At 66.2% G+C, this 18131-nt stretch carries 19 protein-coding genes; 6 read left to right on the plus strand and 13 right to left on the minus strand.

Annotation, left to right across the window (positions count from 1 at the left end; translation table 11 throughout):
* Positions 1–17: 17 nt before the first annotated feature.
* A complete protein-coding gene (locus LV28_RS33075) occupies positions 18–437 on the minus strand; it encodes a VOC family protein (RefSeq protein ID WP_024788764.1) in 420 nt (139 codons plus the stop codon).
* 169 nt (positions 438–606) lie between these two features.
* Here LV28_RS33075 and LV28_RS33080 point away from each other — a divergent pair, with 169 nt between their 5' ends.
* Positions 607–1515: a LysR family transcriptional regulator gene (locus LV28_RS33080; protein WP_023871696.1), complete on the plus strand. Its 909-nt coding sequence runs from the start codon at positions 607–609 to the stop codon at positions 1513–1515.
* On the opposite strand, the gene LV28_RS33085 is transcribed toward LV28_RS33080, so the two are convergent.
* The 4 genes from LV28_RS33085 to LV28_RS33100 are packed head-to-tail and all read right to left on the minus strand — an operon-like array spanning position 1487 to position 6192.
* Complete coding sequence (locus tag LV28_RS33085) at positions 1487–3058, minus strand: efflux transporter outer membrane subunit (protein WP_048806386.1); 1572 nt, start codon at positions 3056–3058, stop codon at positions 1487–1489. The genes LV28_RS33080 and LV28_RS33085 overlap by 29 nt on opposite strands.
* A gap of 7 nt (positions 3059–3065) precedes the next feature.
* Positions 3066–4208: an ABC transporter permease gene (locus LV28_RS33090; protein WP_023595357.1), complete on the minus strand. Its 1143-nt coding sequence runs from the start codon at positions 4206–4208 to the stop codon at positions 3066–3068.
* Positions 4205–5164 (minus strand): ABC transporter ATP-binding protein, encoded by a 960-nt coding sequence (locus tag LV28_RS33095; RefSeq protein ID WP_174234930.1) that lies wholly within the window; start codon positions 5162–5164, stop codon positions 4205–4207. The genes LV28_RS33090 and LV28_RS33095 overlap by 4 nt, the downstream gene beginning before the upstream one ends.
* A gap of 41 nt (positions 5165–5205) precedes the next feature.
* Entirely contained in the window at positions 5206–6192 is a 987-nt protein-coding gene (locus LV28_RS33100; protein ID WP_080738841.1) for an HlyD family secretion protein, read from the minus strand.
* Positions 6193–6451: 259 nt separating this feature from the next.
* On the opposite strand from LV28_RS33100, the gene folE reads away from it, so the two are divergent.
* On the plus strand, positions 6452–7018 hold the full coding sequence (gene folE / locus LV28_RS33105) for a GTP cyclohydrolase I FolE (RefSeq protein WP_023595360.1): 567 nt from the start codon (positions 6452–6454) through the stop codon (positions 7016–7018).
* Between the two features lie 109 nt (positions 7019–7127).
* Here folE and LV28_RS33110 read toward each other — a convergent pair whose 3' ends face one another.
* The 6 genes from LV28_RS33110 to LV28_RS48725 form a co-directional block, all read right to left on the minus strand.
* Positions 7128–7712: a YbhB/YbcL family Raf kinase inhibitor-like protein gene (locus LV28_RS33110; protein ID WP_052408609.1), complete on the minus strand. Its 585-nt coding sequence runs from the start codon at positions 7710–7712 to the stop codon at positions 7128–7130.
* An 11-nt stretch (positions 7713–7723) separates the two neighbouring features.
* Complete coding sequence (locus LV28_RS48720; RefSeq protein ID WP_023595362.1) at positions 7724–7909, minus strand: hypothetical protein; 186 nt, start codon at positions 7907–7909, stop codon at positions 7724–7726.
* Positions 7893–8891 carry a cytochrome d ubiquinol oxidase subunit II gene (gene cydB / locus LV28_RS33115; RefSeq protein WP_038617952.1) on the minus strand — a complete coding sequence of 333 codons (999 nt, stop codon included), beginning with the start codon at positions 8889–8891 and terminating at the stop codon, positions 7893–7895. Before cydB ends, LV28_RS48720 begins: the two co-directional genes overlap by 17 nt.
* A gap of 45 nt (positions 8892–8936) precedes the next feature.
* Complete coding sequence (locus LV28_RS33120) at positions 8937–10391, minus strand: cytochrome ubiquinol oxidase subunit I (protein ID WP_038617949.1); 1455 nt, start codon at positions 10389–10391, stop codon at positions 8937–8939.
* Between the two features lie 246 nt (positions 10392–10637).
* Positions 10638–11309 (minus strand): DUF1345 domain-containing protein, encoded by a 672-nt coding sequence (locus tag LV28_RS33125; RefSeq protein WP_023595365.1) that lies wholly within the window; start codon positions 11307–11309, stop codon positions 10638–10640.
* 86 nt (positions 11310–11395) lie between these two features.
* Positions 11396–11542: a hypothetical protein gene (locus LV28_RS48725; protein ID WP_023871690.1), complete on the minus strand. Its 147-nt coding sequence runs from the start codon at positions 11540–11542 to the stop codon at positions 11396–11398.
* A 336-nt stretch (positions 11543–11878) separates the two neighbouring features.
* Here LV28_RS48725 and LV28_RS33130 point away from each other — a divergent pair, with 336 nt between their 5' ends.
* Both LV28_RS33130 and LV28_RS33135 read left to right on the plus strand, forming a co-directional pair.
* On the plus strand, positions 11879–13267 hold the full coding sequence (locus LV28_RS33130; protein WP_038617946.1) for an MFS transporter: 1389 nt from the start codon (positions 11879–11881) through the stop codon (positions 13265–13267).
* 144 nt (positions 13268–13411) lie between these two features.
* Positions 13412–14371 carry a LysR substrate-binding domain-containing protein gene (locus LV28_RS33135; RefSeq protein ID WP_023871688.1) on the plus strand — a complete coding sequence of 320 codons (960 nt, stop codon included), beginning with the start codon at positions 13412–13414 and terminating at the stop codon, positions 14369–14371.
* Here the strand turns inward: LV28_RS33135 and LV28_RS33140 are convergent.
* Complete coding sequence (locus tag LV28_RS33140) at positions 14308–15123, minus strand: class II aldolase/adducin family protein (RefSeq protein ID WP_023595369.1); 816 nt, start codon at positions 15121–15123, stop codon at positions 14308–14310. The genes LV28_RS33135 and LV28_RS33140 overlap by 64 nt on opposite strands.
* Before the next feature lie 157 nt (positions 15124–15280).
* Complete coding sequence (locus LV28_RS33145; RefSeq protein WP_038617943.1) at positions 15281–16105, minus strand: isocitrate lyase/PEP mutase family protein; 825 nt, start codon at positions 16103–16105, stop codon at positions 15281–15283.
* A gap of 250 nt (positions 16106–16355) precedes the next feature.
* On the opposite strand from LV28_RS33145, the gene LV28_RS33150 reads away from it, so the two are divergent.
* Together LV28_RS33150 and mnmH are read left to right on the plus strand one after the other, a co-directional pair.
* Positions 16356–17027 carry a hypothetical protein gene (locus LV28_RS33150; protein WP_048806385.1) on the plus strand — a complete coding sequence of 224 codons (672 nt, stop codon included), beginning with the start codon at positions 16356–16358 and terminating at the stop codon, positions 17025–17027.
* Positions 17024–18127, plus strand: a complete 1104-nt coding sequence (gene mnmH, locus LV28_RS33155; RefSeq protein WP_023595375.1) for a tRNA 2-selenouridine(34) synthase MnmH — start codon at positions 17024–17026, stop codon at positions 18125–18127. Before LV28_RS33150 ends, mnmH begins: the two co-directional genes overlap by 4 nt.
* Positions 18128–18131: the final 4 nt, after the last annotated feature.

Here is an 18131-nt window from a genome sequence, read left to right on the forward strand (position 1 = left end):
ATCGACAGCGCCCCGAATTACTTGGCAAAAACCTGCGACATGTCCGCAAACGCCTTGAACTCCAATGCGTTGCCTGCCGGATCGTAAAAGAACAGCGTGGCCTGCTCGCCCACCTGGCCGGCGAAGCGGATGTGCGGCTCGATCACGAAGCGCGTGCCTGCCGCGCGAAGCCGGTCGGCGAGCGCGTGCCATGCGGGCATGTCAAGGATAACGCCGAAATGCGGCACCGGCACTTCGTCGCCGTCGACCGGATTGGTGATGCGCTTGCCGGCATCCTCCGGCGAAAGATGGGCGACCAGTTGATGGCCGAAGAAGTCGAAGTCGATCCAGTGGTCCGAGCTGCGACCTTCCTCGCAGCCCATCACGCCGCCATAGAAGCGGCGCGCGGCTTCGAGGTCGTCGACCGGGAACGCAAGGTGAAAGAGCGGTGTTGCCATGAAGGACTCCCGTGCAATGTAGGGTTGGATCGCAAACGCGCCGCGGGGGCCGAAGCGGGTCATCCCCACCGGCTTCGTCGCGAAACGTGGTTTTGCGGTAAATTCTATCCATCGATAAAAATAATAAAAAACGAATAATTCGGCGACTCAGTCACAAAATTTTCGATCAATGATCCGATATCTCAAAACCTTCGTCACGGCCGCCGAAACCGCGTCGTTTTCGGCGGCGGGGGCGCGTCTGGGGTTGACGCAGTCGGCGGTCAGCGCCCAGATCCAGCGTCTGGAAGACGATCTCGGCGTTGCGCTGTTCGAACGCACCGGTCGCGCGGTATCGCTGTCCGATGACGGCCGCCGATTGCTCGCACAGGCGCAAGGCGTGATCGCGGGCTATCAGGCCATGCGTGGCGAGGCAGGCGCGCGCGACGCGCAGGCGACGCTCGCGCCCATTCACGTCGGCGCGATCCTGACGGTGCAGCTCGGGCTGTTGCCGGGCGCCGTGCAGCGATGGACGGCACTGGGGGCGATGCCGCACCTGAACATCGTGCCGGGCATGTCGGTGCAGTTGCTCGCGCAACTCGACGCCCGGGAACTGGATCTGGCGGTCATGATCCGGCCGCGCATCGGCGTGCCCGCCGACATGAAGTGGCTCATGCTGATGCGCGAGCCGTACGTGGCGATCGCCCCGAAGGGCACACGTGGCGACGTCGCGCATTGGGCCGGGTCATTGCCGTTCGTGCGCTACAACCGACGCTCGTACGGTGGCGATCTTGTGGAGCGTTACCTGAAGCGTCACCGGCTGTGGGTGCGCGAGGGAGTGGAACTCGACGAGCCTGAAGTGATTCTTCGGATGGTGCGTGCGCGACTCGGGTGGTCGATCGTGCCGGCCACGCTCATTGGCCTGCCCTCGCACGGCAACGCGGCGGACAAGCCGACGCGAACCGGTGTTCAGGTGTTGCCGCTCGCGGGTGAGCCGCTCACGCGAGAACTGGGGGTGCTCGCGCGTCAGTCGGCACTCAAGCGCGCACCGGTCGCCACGCTGATGAAATGCCTCACCGAGGCCGCGCACTCGCTGGGCTAGACGGACGGGCGGGCTCGGGGGCCGCGACTGCCGCATCGTCGGCTGCCGTGGTGATCGGTGCGCCGCCCAGGGCCTGCCACAACGCCGCCGTGTCGCTCAGGCGTGCGCCCTGGGCGTCGAGCCGGGCGCGTGTGGCATCGAGCGCCTGACGCTGGGCGTCGAGCAGCGCGAGATGACTGATGCCGCCAGCCCGGTAGCGCTCGCGTGCGATCCGGTAGGCGGTCTCCGCGCGCTGTGCCGCGTCTGCGCGTGCGGCGAGCGTGGCCGCATCGGCTTCGAGCGCCCGCATCGCGTCGGCTACCTGCGCGAGGCCGAGTAGCACGGTGTCCTGATACGACGCGAGCGCGGCGTCGTAGGCCGCCACGGCCGCGCGCCGCTGGGCGCGCAACTCGCCGCCGCGAAAGAGCGGCTGCAGCAGGTTCATGCCGATATTCCAGATGTTGATACCGTCGCCCAGATCGGCCGTGCGCATGCGCTGCGTGCCGAAGCTGCCCGATAGCGTGAACTGAGGATACAGGTTGGCGGTGGCCACGCCGACATCGGCGCTGGCCTTGTGCAGCATCGCCTCGGATGCCCGGATGTCGGGCCGTCGCCGCGCGAGCGTCGAAGGCAGGCCAACGGGCACCGTCCGCGGCAACTGCAGCGTTGCGAGGTCGATGGTGGGTGAGGTGAATGCCCCTGGCGGCTGGCCGAGCCACCGAGCGAGTTGATGATCGTACTGGGCGATCTGCGCGCTCAGGGCGGGGAGTTGAGCTTCCGTTTGCGCGACGAGCGCCGCTTGATTCTGCACATCGAGCGTGGCTACGCCGCCGGCGCGCTCACGCGCTTGCGTGATGTCGAGCTGGACCCGTTGCGCGGCCAGCATGCCTTCGAGCGCGGCGCGTTGCGCACGGGCGCTGGCCTGCCGCAATGCGGTGGTGACCACGTTGCCGGCGAGCGAGAGGCGCGCCGCTTCGAGTTCGAATCGCTGATAGTCGACCTGCGCGGCGAGCGATTCGAGGGCGCGTCGGTTGCCGCCGAAGACATCGAGCGTATACGAGATGTTCACGCTCGCGTTGTAAAGCGTGAATGGGCCGGGGCTCGGTACGCTCGTGATGCCAAATGACGCAAGATCGACCTGTTCACGCGTGCCGGAGAGTTTCAGGTCCGCCGACGGCAGCAAGCGTGCTCCCGCCTGCGCGCGGTAGTTCTCCTGCGCCTCGCGCAGCTTCGCCTCGGCCTGCCGGAGCGTGGGACTGTCGGCAAGCGCCTGCGCGACGAGTGCGTTCAGCGGGGGCGAGCCGAAGCGCGTCCACCAGTCTGCCGGCACGTCGACATCGGTGGCGAACGTCTGCGCTTCGCCCTGGGAGGTGGGCAGGGCGCGCGCCTGCGCCGTTGCCGTGGGTTGCCTCTCGCTCGTGTATTGCGCCGTGGCGGGCGCGTCGGGCACGCGGAAGTCGGGGCCAACCGCACAGGCCGACAGGGCCGCGCTCAATCCGAGCGCGAGGGTACCGATGCGCGGGCGGCGCGGTATGGGCCATCGGCAAGCGCGTGTGACTCGCATACGGGCCTCAGTCGAGCGTTCGTTTGTAGAACTTCACGGCCACCGCCATGAGCAGTGCGGAGAACACCAGCAGCGGCCACAGGTCGTGCCAGGCGTCGCCCCAGCCGTTCCCTTTGAGCAAAATGCCGCGAACGAGCCGGTTGAAGTAGGTGAGCGGCAGCAGGTTGCCGATCGCCTGCGCCCACGCTGGCATGCCGCCGAACGGGAACATGAAACCCGAGAGCAGCATGCTGGGCAGGAAGTAGAACACGGTGAGCTGCATGGCCTGCAACTGGTTGTCTGCGAACGACGAGAGGGCGATGCCGACGGTCAGATTCGCCGCGATGAACACGAGCGCGGACAGGTAGATCGCGATCACGCTGCCTTCGAACGGCACATGAAAGACAAAGCGCGCGGCAATGAGGATGATGCTCGCCTGAATCAGCCCGATGGCGATGTACGGCACGATCTTGCCGGTCATGACCTCGATGGGCAGCACGGGCGTGGCGAGCAGATTCTCCATGGTGCCGCGCTCGCGCTCGCGCACGATGGCCAGGCCGGTCATCATCGCGAGCGTCATGGTGAGAATCACACCCATCAGGCCCGGAATGATGTTGTACTGGGTAATGCCCTCGGCGTTGTACATGCGGTGCACCTGCACGTCGAAACCGCCCGGCGTGCCCGCCAGCGGCGCCAGCGCGCCGGTCAGGTCCTTCTGCGCGACGGATTGCGCGATCGCCGGCAGCGCGCCGAGCGCGGAGGCCATGGCCATCGGATCGGTCGCGTCGGCTTCGACGAGCACCGCGGGCCGCTCGCCTCGCAACAGCCGCCGCGTGAAATCGGCCGGGACATTGAGCACGAACTGCACGCGGCCCTGCGCCAGCGCCGTGCGTCCGGCGGCCTCGTCGGTCAGCGTCTCGGTGAAACGGAAGTATCCAGAGTGCTCCATCGCGGCCACGAGGCTGCGCGTGAATTCGCTCTGGTCCTGAAGGATGACGGCCGTGGGCATGTGTTTCGGATCGGAGTTGATGGCAAAGCCAAACAACGCCAGTTGCACGAGCGGCACGCCCACGATCATGGCGAACGTGACGCGGTCGCGCCGCAATTGCAGGAACTCCTTGCACACGATGCTCCACCAGCGCGCGATGGAAAATCCCAGCGGCGTACTCATGTCCCGTCCCCGAAGTTGTCCCTGGCGTGACTCATCAGAAAGATGAAGACATCCTCCAGGCTCGTGTCGATCGGGGCGGCGTGCAGGCCGCGCTCACGCGCGAGACCCTGCAGCAACCGCGCAAGCGCGTCGGCGTCCTGTCCGCTCACATGCAGGGCATTGCCGAAGGCAACAGTCTGTGCCACGGCGGGCTGCTCGCGCAGTTCGCGCGACAACTCGACGAGGTTCTCGCCATGCACCGTCCACGTGGTCAGATGCTGCGCGGCGATGACCTCCTCGGCCGTGCCTTGCGCGAGCAGCTCGCCGTAGGAGATGTAGGCAAGTTTGTGACAGCGCTCGGCCTCGTCCATGTAGTGCGTGCTGACGAGTACCGAGATGCCGCGCGCGGCGAGCGCGTGCAGTTCTTCCCAGAAGTCGCGTCTCGCGGTGGGGTCGACGCCCGCGGTCGGCTCGTCGAGCAGCAGCACCCGAGGCTCATGCAGCATGCATGCGGCCAGGGCCAGGCGTTGCTTCCATCCGCCCGAGAGCGAACCGGTCAGTTGCTTCGCGCGCGCCTTGAGCCCGAGTCCTTCGATGGCGCGATCGACGGCTTCGCGGCGGTTTGCCATACCGTAGACGCGCGCGACGAAGTCGAGATTCTCGCGAATCGTCAGGTCTTCCCAATACGAAAAGCGTTGCGTCATGTAGCCCACGTGTCGCTTGATCTGGGCGCTCTCGCGCACGATGTCGTAGCCGAGACACGTACCGCTGCCGCCGTCGGGCGTGAGCAGGCCGCACATCATGCGGATGCAGGTCGTCTTGCCGCTGCCGTTCGGCCCGAGAAAGCCGAAGATCTCTCCGCGCCTGACTTGCAGCGAGACGTTTTTCACCACGTGCTTGTCGCCGAAATGCTTGTCGAGGCCGCGAACGTCGATGGCGAGGTCGTGCCCGCCATGCCTGTCCGGCGATTCCCGCATGTCCGGCATGTCCGGCATGCCCCGTGAACCGGTGTTCGGATTCATGGGCGGCTCACCTGTACCGGCTGGCCGGGGTTGAGCTTCGCGGCGTCGGGCACGGCGGGGCGGGCTTCGATCATGTACACGAGCTTTTCGCGCGTGTCATTGCTGTAGATGACGGGCGGCGTGTATTCGGCTTGCGCGGCGATGTACGTGATATGCGCGTCGATGCCGCCGCCGCATCCGTCACAGGCGACGTGCACTGTCTGCCCGGCGCGTAACGTGCCGAGCGAGGCTTCGGGCACGAAGAAGCGCACCTTGATGTTGCCCGGCGGCAGCAGGCGCACGACGGGGCTGCCGGCGCCGACCCATTCGCCCACACGATACAGCGTGTCGTATACGCGCGCCGCGGCACCAGCCACCGGATGCTTCTGCGCGAGCTGCCAGTCGGCCTGTGCGAGCGAGGCACGCGCGGCGTCCACCTGTGCCGCTTGCGCCTGACGCTGGGCCTCGCGTCCGGGCAGGTGTGCCACGGCCAGGCTGCTCTGCAATTCCTGAACGCGCGCGATGCTGCTGCGCGCGTCGGCCCGGCTCGCGTCGAGCTGCTCGCGGGAAATGCCGCCGGCGGCGTATTGCGACTGATCGCGGTCGAATTGCGCGACCGACTTGTCTCGCACGGCGACGGCCTGTTTGAGTTGAGCGCTCGACACGGCGATTTCGTCGGGTCGCTTGCCGGTCGCGAGATCGCGCAATTGTGCTTCGGCATTGGCGAGCGTATCGCGCGCGTGGGATTGCGCGGCCTGCTCATAGGTGGATTCGAGCGCGAAGAGCGGATCGCCGGCCTTCACCTGCTGGCCGCGCGATACGGCAAGGGTCTGCAAGGTGCCAGCCTGCGACGAGGCGACGTTGACGAACTCGCCTTCGACGTAGCCCTGCCACGGCTTGTTGCCCGGATCGCCGCAGCCGGCGAGCACAGCGAGCGCGGACAGCGCGGCAAGGCGGATCGTGAGATTGCCCGGGATAGTGCACATGCGGGGGATGGCCGGCATGACGCGCCTCATGCGTTGCGGTTCGTTGCGAAGTGGGATTGCAAGGTTGCGATGGTTCGATGTCACATTAGCGCAAAATCGGCGGCGACGGCAATCCGTGGCGACGCAGGCATGTCGCAGCGAGCGCCTTGCGCGCCGTGGGGGCATCGATGCGCGTGCCGGGACTCTCTGCTATTGTGCGCACATGTCCGGCAGCGCACGGGGCGCGCGAGCGGCAGCGGCGCAGCGCACCGGACCTCATGCAAGGAGCTTGATTCATATGTCTCACGACACGTTCGACGAAAACGACTGGAAGCGATTCCTCAAACACATCGGCGAAGACCCGAACCGCCCCGGGCTTCACGAGACTCCGGCGCGGGTGCAAAAGGCGTGGCGTCAATGGACGGCGGGGTACGCGCAGGATCCGGCCGAAGTGCTCAAGGTCTTCGAGGATGGTGCCGAACAGTACAACGAGCTGATCGTCGTGCGAGGCATTCCCGTGTACAGCCACTGCGAACATCACCTCGCCCCGTTCTTCGGCAAGGCCACCATCGGTTACCTGCCCAATGGCAAGATCGTCGGACTCTCGAAGCTCACGCGTCTGGTCGACTGCTTCGCGCGCCGTTTGCAAGTCCAGGAGCGCCTGACCACGCAGGTCGCCGAAGCGCTCATGACCCATCTGCAACCCAAGGCGGTGGGGGTGGTGGTGTCGTGCCGTCACATGTGCATGGAAAGCCGGGGCATTCGCACGGCCGGCGAGGAAACGGTAACTTCGGCCATGCTTGGCGAGTTGCAGCCGAACCTGGCATTGCGCACCGAATTTCTCGCGCTCGCTCGCGACAAGTAATCGCCGCGCACCGACGACCTCGACAAGACAAAGCGCCGGCCGCCTGTGTGCGCCGGCGCTTTGTTTCATGTGTCGATGCGACTCGCCGGTGTTCGCCTATCGGCTGCGACTATCGGCCATAGCGCGCGACGATGGTCGAGCCGTTGAGGGTGTGTCCGGCGAGCGCCACGGAGAGCCCGGACGCGTCCAGTCCGGGCGGCAGACGTCCCGGATCGAGATCGGTCGCCGTCACGGTGATGATGTAGTGATGCGGCGAATCGCCGACCGGCGGGCAGGCCCCGCGATAAATCGTCGCACCGCTCACGTTCTTGCCCACGGTGATGTGATCGCCCGACTGGTTGCCCGCACCGGCGGCGAGCGACGCGACGGTCGCCGGAATGTTGTAGGCAACCCAATGCACCACGCCGCCACCTTTTGCCCCGTCGGGGTCTTTCATCGTGACAACCACGCTCCGGGTGGCCTGCGGAAGGTTTTTCCACTCGATCGGCGGGCTGACGTTCTGACCGCCGCAATCGCCGAGGCCAGCATGAATCGCCGGCAGCATGCCGCCGTCGGCGAACGCGGGGGACGAAACACTCATTCCCTCGGCACGTGCCACGCCGGCGCCCGCGGCGAACGTCGCGACCAGGACCGCGGCGGCGACGTTCAGGCGTCGTACACCGCGCGTCGGATGCGCAGAGCAAAGTCCATTCATTAGCATGCCTCCTATTTGGCAGATGCGATGATGAGCTTGAATGGTAGTGCAAGCAGGGCGGTCCCGGCCACCCCCGCGCACCACAGGACAACGAACCATCCCCAGCGAATCATGGCGAGTTGCCAGGCGCTGCGCGCGACGCTTCGCTCGCGCTGCCTGCGCACGTCGGGGCGCACGAGATCAGTGATAGTGCGCATCGTGAGCCACCTTGCCGCGAAAGACCCAGTACGCCAGCATCGTATAGCCGAGGATCACGGGAATGATGAACGCCGCACCCCACATCGTGAACGACAGACTCGAGTGCGGTGCCGCCGCATCCCACAGGGTGACGCCCGGCAGGATCGCGTACGGATAGGCGCTGATGAGCAACCCGCTGTAGCCGAGAAACACCAGCCCGATCGCGAGCCAGAAGGGCGTGGCGTCGTGCGCGCGGCGCAGCACACGTCGCATGACGAGCGCGGCGCCGGCCACGAGGAAGGGTACCGGCAGGCAACGCCAGAACCACTGGCCGTCGAACCAGCGTTGCGCGACCATGGGCACCCGCAGCGGCGTCCACAGCGAGACGACGGCCATGACGGCGACCAGCGTCATCGTCAGCGGCCACGCAAGCTGGCGCAGGCGGCGTTGCAGGTCGCCTTCGGTCTTGCCGATGAGCCAGCATGCACCGAGCAGCGCGTACGTCACCAGCAGGCCGAGACCCGTGAAGAGGTTGAATGCGGTGAGCCATCCGAAGGCGTCGCCCGAAAACTGGCCGTTCTCCACCGGGATACCGGACAGATAGGCGCCGAGCGCGACACCCTGAAAGAGCGTGGCGCCGGCCGACCCGCCGATGAACGCCAGATCCCACCACTGTCGCGTGCGGCGTGACTTGCCGCGAATCTCGAATGCCACGCCCCGGAAGATCAGGCACACCAGCATGAGCACGAGTGGCAGGTACAGGGCGGAGAGCAGCACCGAATACACCATGGGAAACGCGGCGAGCAGGCCGGCGCCGCCCAGTACGAGCCAGGTTTCGTTGCCGTCCCACACCGGCGCGACCGAGTTCATCATCGTGTCGCGCTCGCGTGCGTCGGGGAAGAACGGGAAGAGAATGCCGATGCCGAGGTCGAAGCCGTCGAGCACGACATAGAGAAAGAGGCCGAGCGCGATGATGGCGGCCCAGGCTAAGGTCAGATCCATGAGAGGTCTCGCAAGGTTCAGTGTCGTCGGTGGTGCGAAGCGCGGTCAAAGCGCGCGGGCCGTGTCGGTATCCAGGCGTGCGGACAAGCCTGACATCGCCGGCGCGGCCATCACGGCCTGCGGCACGTGGCGCTCGTCGTGCGCGGCGCCGGACTGGCTTGATTCGTTCGATGCATCGCCGGACAGTGCCGGGCCGCCACGCAGAATCTTCAGCAGGTAGTACACGCCGGTGCCGAACACGAGGAAGTACGCGAGCACAAGCACGAGCAATGAGACCTGCACCTGCTGCGCGCTCACCGGCGACATGGCGTTTGCGGTGCGCATCACGCCATACACGACCCATGGCTGGCGTCCGGCCTCGGTGGTGACCCAGCCCGCGAGCAGGGCGACGAAGCCGGTGGGCGAGAGCAGCAGCATGGTGCGGGCGAAGCCGCGCGAGGCGAAGAGCGTGCCGCGACGGCGCAGCCACAGGGCGGCGAGCGCCGCGGCGATCATGGCCACGCCGAGGCCGACCATGATTCGGAAGCTCCAGAACACGAGCGGCACGTTGGGGCGTTCATCCTTCGGGAATTCCTTCAGGCCGCGAATTTCGCCATCCCAACTATGCGTGAGGATCAAGCTGGCCAGATGCGGCACCTCGACGGCGTAGCGGGTCGTCTCGGCCTGCATGTCGGGCCAGCCGAACAGGTTGAGCGGCGTGCCGCCGGACTTCGTCTCCCAGAGGCCTTCCATCGCGGCGAGCTTCGCGGGCTGATGCTCTCGGGTGTTGAGTCCGTGAAGGTCGCCGACGAAAGCCTGCAGCGGCGCGAAGATCAGCAGCAGCCACATGGCCATTGAGAACATGGTCTTCACGGCCGGATCGCGACGTCCGCGAAGCAGGTGCCAGGCGCCCGTGCCGGCCACGACGAGGGCGGCAACCACGAATGCGGCGATACTCATGTGCGCAAGACGGTAAGGAAAGGACGGATTGAAAATCACGTCCCACCAGGAGAGCACCACGACACGGCCGTCGACGATCTCGAAGCCTTGCGGCGTTTGCATCCAGCTGTTCGACGCTAGGATCCAGAACGTGGAGATCAGCGTGCCGAGCGCCACACACAGCGTGGCGGCGAAGTGCGCGCGAGGACTCACGCGGTTCCAGCCGAACAGCATGATGCCGAGAAAGCCGGCTTCGAGGAAGAACGCGGTCATGACCTCATAAGTCAGCAGCGGACCGGTCACCGCCCCTGCGAAGCTCGAGAAGCCCGACCAGTTCGTGCCGAACTGATACGCCATGACCACGCCCGAGACCACGCCCATGCCGAAGCACACGGCGAAGGCCTTCGACCAGAAGCGGCACAGCTCGAGATAGTGCTGTCGACGTGTTTTCAGCCAAAGCCCTTCGAGCACGGCGATGAAGCTCGCAAGGCCAATGGAGACGGCGGGGAAAACGATGTGAAACGAGACCGTGAACGCGAATTGCAGGCGCGCGAGGTCGAGGGCTTCCGAAACGGCAGTCATGTTGCGCTCTATGTATGCAAATAAACCCTGTCTTGTATGGTGTCGATGTCATCCAAACACCATTTGTTTGCTTGCATATTAGGGGTTGCTGCGGTGCAGCACGCGTGACAAGTCGTCACATGTGGCGCATTGACGCGCCACCGTCTGCGACGATCGGCGGCGATACATGTATGTTTTTGAAAGGAATTATGTGCGCGTCGGATGCGACGTCATGTCACATGGCGGCGGGCAGGGCGAGGCGGCGCTTTAGCTGAGCAACCCGGCGGCGATATTGATCGACAGGCCCAGCACGGCGAGATTGAAGAAAAACGAGAGGATGGCCTGCGCGAGCGCCGCGCGTCGCATGCGGCGCGACTTGAGCGAGACGTCGGCAGTTTGGGACGCGACCGCGATGGTGAACGAGAAGTACAGGAAGTCCCAGTAATCGGGGTCGCAGTCGCGGTCGGGCCAGCCGAGCGCGTAGGGCGTTTCGGTATCGGTGAAGTAAAGGCGCGCGTAATGCAGCGTATAGATCGTCGGCACCAGGAACCATCCGGCGATGAGCGTGGCGGCGGCAAACAGCACGTGCTCGGAGGCGTGTTGCGAGCCGCCTGCCTTGGCGCTCGCGAGAATATGGACGATCGCCGCCACACTGGCGATGGCCGACACGCTGACCAGCGTGAGCACGAGGGCGGCGCTCTGGTCTTCCTGCTCGGCAAAGCGCTCGATGCTGCGTCTGGGCGACGTGACCATCATGAACCAGATCATCGCGAGATAAGACCAGGCGCCAGCGTTCCATCCGATCAGGGTGCGCGTGATGGGCGTGAATTCGCCGCTCACGGCCACCTGGACGAACAGTCCGGCGATCACGCCGATGACGATGGCGATCAGCAGGCGGGGATGAAAGCGCAGCAAATGCGGAAAGAACTTGGCGTTCATGGGCAGCGCCGGAGCGAAAAGGTGCGAACGTTTCGATTATCCACGAAGGTCACGTCGAGCAGGACTTGCGACGGTACTTTCGTGAGTCAGAAGGCTGCATGGATCGTCGCGTGAGGCGCGATGGCGGCGGACAGCCAGCGCGCCACGAGATCGCGCAGACGCCGAAATCCGGCATGAAAGATCGGCATCGATGGCGCACGCAATTGGTGCGCCGCCGCATCGAGATGCGGCACGACACCCTCAAGCGGAACACGAATGCCGCCTTGCCTCGTGCCCCGGGACGCGCGGCGGCAGGTCCGGCTCAGGGGCGACCATGTCGCGAAGACCGGCGTGGACAGGGCCGCAACGCCATTTGGGACGCCCGCCCGTCGCAGCGCTGGCACGCCACTTGCTAGTCCATGTGCAAGGCCAAAGGCGGCCGAGTGAAGACAAGCGAATTTTCTGCACCGCACGCATGACCCTGCGAGAGCGGGGATTTCGGGGCAACGGCGTCCCGAAGCCAAAGGCCTGTTCGTCAGGCGCTCGGCTTCGGGACGCTTTTTTTTTGGCACACGAACACGAGGGTTCCCATGAGCACGCTCACGCAATCGTTGAAAAGTGGCAACTGGCGCGCGCTGGTTGCGTGTTTTCTGTACTTCGACACCGGCTTCACGGTCTGGGTGATGCTCGGCCCGCTGGCCCCGTTCATCGGCAAGGACATTGCGATGACCCCGGCGCAAACCGGCTTTCTCGTGGCGGTCCCGGTGCTGGGTGCGGCGATTCTGCGCGTCACGCTCGGCAACCTCTACCAGGCGTGCGACGGTCGCAAGATCGCCCTGATGGGCCTGGCGCTTTCGGCGATTCCATCGGTGGTGCTGCTGCTCATGCCGGGTACGCCGTCGTACACACTGCTGCTCGTGCTCGGCGTGTTTCTCGGCGTGGGTGGTGCCAGCTTCGCGGTGGCGCTGCCCATGGCGGGCAGTAACTATCCGCCCAAGGTGCAGGGGCTGGTGCTGGGGCTTGCCGCCGCCGGCAACGTCGGCGCCGTGCTCGACGGGTTCATGTTCCCGGGACTGGCCGAGCACTTCGGCTGGGCACGCGCCGCCGGCGCGGCACTGCCGCTGCTTGCGCTCGCCGCGCTGGCGCTGGTGTTCTGGGCGAAGGATCAGGGCGTGAAGTCGGGGAGTGCTCCGCGTGCGTTCACCAGCTTCTTCATTACGGTATTCGGCCTGATCGCGCTCGTGCTCTGCGTGCACGCCGGTGCGTTCGGCGAAGGCAAGGCCGGCGTGCTGCTGCTGCCCGTGCTCGGGGCGCTGCTCGCCATCGCCGTGCTGCCGCGCCACTATCGCGGCGTGCTCACCGAGCGCGACACGTGGGTGATCATGCTGGTCTACAGCATCACGTTCGGCGGCTTCGTGGGCATGTCCTCCTACGTCACGACGCTGCTCATCTCGCTGTACGGCATGCCGCGCATCGAAGCTGGCCTGTTCATGTCTTTGCTGGCCTTCCTCGGTGCCCTGGTGCGTCCGATCGGCGGACTCGTCGCCGACCGGATCTCCGGCGTGCGCGCGCTCGTGCTGCTGCTCGCGGCGATCTCCGTGATCGACTTCGTATTTGCTGCATGGATGCCGCCGCAGGGCGCCGGGATCGCCCTGCTCGTGCTCGTCTACCTGTGCTTCGGGTTGGGTAACGGCGCGACGTTCCAGCTCGTGCCGCAACGCTGGCAAGGCAAGACCGGGCTCATGTCGGGCATTATCGGCGCGGCCGGTGGCATCGGAGGCTTCTATCTGCCGGTGATCATGGGCATTGCGAAGGAATCGACCGGTAGCTACCAGATGGGCTTTGCGACCTTTGGTGCCCTGGCGGCGCTTGCCTTCGTGCTGGTCGTGGCGCTGCGCACGCACTGGATGTCGTGGGCGCTGCCGAAGGAGGTCGCCGGTGGGGCGGTGCTCGCGGGCGGCGTGGCGCACGTGGAGTAAGGCGCACGCGTGGCAGCCGGCGCGGCCCGTCGATCCCCCGCCAGGGGTGCGACGGGCCGGTCCGTGGGCGATAGATGGATTCTGGATGGCGCGGGGCGCTTCGCATAGACTGTCGGGCAACATCGAAATCCCGCAGGAGTCATCATGCGTCTGGGCGTCCCCAGCCTCTCGGCGTTGCAGGCCTTCGAGGCCAGCGCCCGTCATCAGAACTTCGCCCAGGCCGCACTGGAACTCGCACTCACGCACGGCGCGGTTTGCAAGCGCGTGGGAGAACTGGAGAAGCACCTGGGTGTGGCACTGTTCGAGCGCGTCAAGCAGCGGCTCGTGCTCACGCCCGCCGGCGCCGAATACGCCAAGCGCATTCGCGTGCACCTCGACCAGATCCGGCGCGACACGCTCGACGTGGTGCAGCAGGGCCGCGAGACGGCGCTGGAAATCGCCGTCGGGGTGACGTTCGCCGCGCAATGGCTCATTCCCCGGCTCGACGACTTTTACGCAAACACGCGCGACGTCCGCCTGCATATCCTCGGACGCGATCAACCCGTGTTCTTCGACGACTGCGCGTTCGACGCGACGATCTACTTCAGCACACGCCTGTGGCCCGGCATGCCCGGCAATGCGCTCATCACCGACGATTCGCTGCTGCTCGTGGCCGCGCCGCGTCTGCTCGACGGCCGCTCGTCGCTATCGCTCGAGGACATCGCCGCCGCGTCGTGGATCTGTGCGCGCGATCTGCCGCGCGTATGGGATGACTGGCTCGCGTCGCTATGTCCGCCGCAGGCCGCCGAGGTTCGGCCGCAACGCAGTGCGCAGCGCTACGACATGTTCATCATGGCCATCAACGCCGCGGTTGCCGGTCTCGGCGTGGCATTGCTGCCGCGCGTGCTGATCGAGCGGGAACTGGCCAGCGGCGCGTTGGTGCAGGCGCACGCGCACACGCTCGCCAATCCGCAGACGATCTACTTTTCCCATCCCGCGCAGCGCAGCGACTGGGCGCCGCTGCGCCAGTTCGATGCGTGGCTGCGTCGCGCGGTGGCGTCCTATCGGGCCAGTCGCGTTGCGTACGCCGACAATTCGGGGCTTTCGCGCAACACCTGTTCGTAGAGCCCCTGGAAGCCGAGCCATGCCACATAGTCCGAGCCGAGCAGGCGGAAGACCTCGCGGGCCTCGGCATCGGGCAGCACTTCGAGCGGTCCTGACGCTTCCGCGAGCAACTGCACCTGCGCGCATCGCTCCATCGCGAGAAAGCGGTAGGCCGCGGCATCGACCGACGAGCCGACGGTGAGCAGCCCGTGGTTGAGCAATACCGCGGCGCGCTTGTGCCCCATGGTCTGCGCAATGCGACGCCCCTCCTCGGCGCCCAGCACGAGCACGTCGCCGCGAAACAGCACGTGGTCGTCATGGAACAGGCAGGCCTCCTGATTGATCGGCGCCAGTGCGCGAGCGCGCGCGGAGAATGCGCGGCCGTGGGTCGTATGGGTATGAGCGGCGGCGGTGACATGGGGCAGCGTGGCGTGAATCCCGGCGTGGATCGCCATGGCGGCGGCGTTGACGGGACCTTCGCCGTGGTGCAGGCCACCGGCTTCGTCGACCAGGATCAGGTCGTCCGGGTGGATCGAGGAGAAGTGCTGCGCGTAGCGATTGACCCAGAAGCGGTCGGCGAACTCGGGGTCGCGCACGGTGATGTGTCCCGCGATGCCTTCGGCCAGTCCAAAGCGCGCGAAGATCCGGAATGCAACGGCCAGACGCAGCTTCCGGTCGGCGCGCGTCTCGTCGAACGTCTCGAAGATGCGCGGCTTGGGCAGCGCGGCACCGAGCGGTGTGGGAATGGCAAAGGCATCGTGCGGCGGGGTCATGGTCACTCCGTGGGGTCTGGGCGCCGAGTCACGTGTGCCATCGACGGCGACGCGGTGCATCGGCAGGGCAACCCATTGTCTCCGGGCGATGAACACGCCGTCCATCGACGAAAAGTCACTGGTCATGCACCGCGCGCCAGACCGCGCCCCCGCGTCTTTACCGGCCCGGCTGGAACAATCCGTTGAGTGTGGCCCCGCTGGCCGCGCCGTCGAAACCGTCGAAGCGACCCTCGGCGAGCGCCTGTGCCGCGTGCATGAAGCCTCCCCAGGCCGCACGGGCGAGGGCGCCGCCCACGCTGACACGCCTCACGCCGAGATCGGCCAGGTCCTGCAACGTGAACGGCGAGGTCGCGCCCACCAGGACATTGACCGGTTTGGGCGCGACGGCCGTCACCACCGTGCGAATCTGTTCGGCTGACTGAATACCTGGCGCATAGAGACAGTCGGCGCCCGCGTCGGCATAGGCCTTCAGTCGGGCGACGGTATCGTCCAGGTCCGGTACGCCGGCGAAGAAATTCTCCGCGCGTCCGACGAGCAGCGTGTCGCCGCCGGTCTCGTCGATCGCGCGTCGCGCTGCCCTCAGCCGTGCCACGGCCTCGTCGATGGGGAAAAGCGGGGCGTTGGCGTCGCCGGTCGAGTCTTCGATGGACAAGCCCGCGACGCCAGTCGCCACGGCCATCTTCACGCTGTGCGCCACCTCGTCGGGCGTGCTGCCGAAGCCGCTCTCGAAGTCCGCGTTTACCGGCAGGTCGGTGGCCTCCACGAGCGTGCGAAAATGCGCCAGCACGCTGTCGCGCGTCACACCATTGTCGGGACGGCCTGTCGACCAGGCGAATCCGGAGCTGGTCGTGGCAATCGCCTGGAAACCGGCGTGTTCGAGATACCGGGCACTGCCCACGTCCCACGGATTGGGGATGACAAAGCAACCGGCCAGATGAAGTTCGCGAAACAAGGCGCGTTTTTCGGCAATGCTGCGAGGCATGATGGGTCTCCTTGGAGGGGCGCAATGCCGTTCGGGCTGCGCTCGAGATGCCCGATCATCGCGGTTTTCCGGCGCACTCGCAAGGCAAGCCCCGACGCGATTCCGGCAATGGTGACCGTCGGTTGGTATTGTGAATGGCGCCGACGCTGGGGCGTTCAGGTGCGACGAGGTATCCTGTCGGGCGAATGCGGGACGTCGGTGTCCCGCGACAACTCAATTCCCGATTAGCGTTTCGAACCTGTATTTCCCGATGATTGGATCCCTGAAGTGGTGGACGACGGTGGGCGCGCTCGGCGGCCTGTTGAGCGCGGCCGGGTGCGGCACGCCCGTGCGCATGCGGCCCGGGCCGGATTACGCGGCAATGGGTGGCGCGGCGGAAGTGCGTGGCGACTGGGACACCGCGCGCCGCGACTTCGGGCAGGCAGTGCTCGTTGCGGACCAATCCGGATGGCCGGCCTCGCAGCGCGCGGCCATGCATTACGACTATGGGCGCGCGCTGGGCGTGACGTGCTTTTACACGGAAGCCGAGCGCGAACTGAGTCTCGCCTACGATCTCGACATTCTCACGAACCGTTATCGGTATCCGGCGCTCATCGAGCTGGCGCGTCTGTCGCTGACTCAGCGACGGTTCGCGCAGTCCGCGAAATATTTCGGACGGGCGCTCGCGACGCTCGATCGCATCGACGCGTCGCGCCATGCACCGTTCGCATACGTCGAAATGCTCGACGACTACGCGCTGGCGCTCGGCGGCGCGGGCGACGCCGAGGGCGCGGCGCGCATCATCGACCGGGCCGCGAAGGTGCGTGCGCGTCTCGACGCCGCGGACCAGCGGCAGGCAACTTCGCGCACGCCGTACGGTACCCGCTGTGGGAAGGTGGCCGGGGCTGACGAATCGACGCCGGCGGCAGGGCGTACACGATGAACCACTTGCGCGTTTCGCTGGAGCACCTGAACGAGTTCGACGAAATCGTCGACGTGCGCACACCGCTCGAATTCGACGACGACCACATTCCCGGTGCGATCAACACGCCGGTACTCAGCAACGAGGAGCGCGTCACCGTCGGCACCCTGTACAAGCAGGTCTCGCCGTTCGACGCCTCGCGGGTCGGCGCGGCCATGGTCGCACGCAATATCGCTCACCATCTCGATACGACGTTCTCGGGACGGCCGCGCAACTGGCGGCCGCTCATCTATTGCTGGCGCGGTGGAACGCGCTCGGCGTCGATGACCTTGATGATGAACATGATCGGCTGGCGCGCCCGTCAGCTCGAAGGCGGTTACAAGACCTACCGGCGCGATGTGGTGGCTTCGCTCGATGCGCTGCCGCCCCGGCTCGACTATGTTGTCCTTGCCGGGCACACCGGTAGCGGCAAGACGCGTCTGCTGCATGCACTGGCGGATGCCGGGGCGCAGACGCTCGATCTCGAGGGGTTGGCGCGGCATCGCGGTTCGTTGCTCGGCGCCGTGCCCGACCGGCCACAGCCGTCGCAGAAATCGTTCGATACGGCATTGGTTTCGGCGTTGCGCGGCTTCGATCCCGCACGGCCGGTGTTCGTCGAGGCGGAAAGCCGGCGCATCGGTCTGATTTCGCTGCCGGAATCGCTGATGACCGCGCTGCGCACCACGGCGGCGTGCATCGAGGTGAACGTCGCGCGCGACGAACGCGTGGATCTCCTGATGCAGGAATATGGCCATCTGCTCGCGCAGCCGGACTACTTTCGTGCACAGTTGCTGCGGCTGGTGCCTTTGCATGGGCGTGCCGTGATCGACCAGTGGCTGACGCTGCTCGATCGGGGGGACCATCGTGCCCTGTCGGAGGCGCTCATTGTCAGGCACTACGACCCGGCGTATTCCCGGAGCTCGCGCAAGATGTTGCAGGGCCTCGCGCAGGCGGTACCGTTCGCGTTCCACCCATCGGCGCAAGACCTGCGTGCGCAGGCGCAGGCCTTGCTGGCGATCACTTTGCCGACAGGCAGAGCCGAGCCTGCAACCGCGCCGGCGGCGTCGAGCGGGGAGCGTTGAGCGA

The organism is Pandoraea pnomenusa (genome assembly GCF_000767615.3).
In the GTDB taxonomy this organism is placed as follows: domain Bacteria; phylum Pseudomonadota; class Gammaproteobacteria; order Burkholderiales; family Burkholderiaceae; genus Pandoraea; species Pandoraea pnomenusa.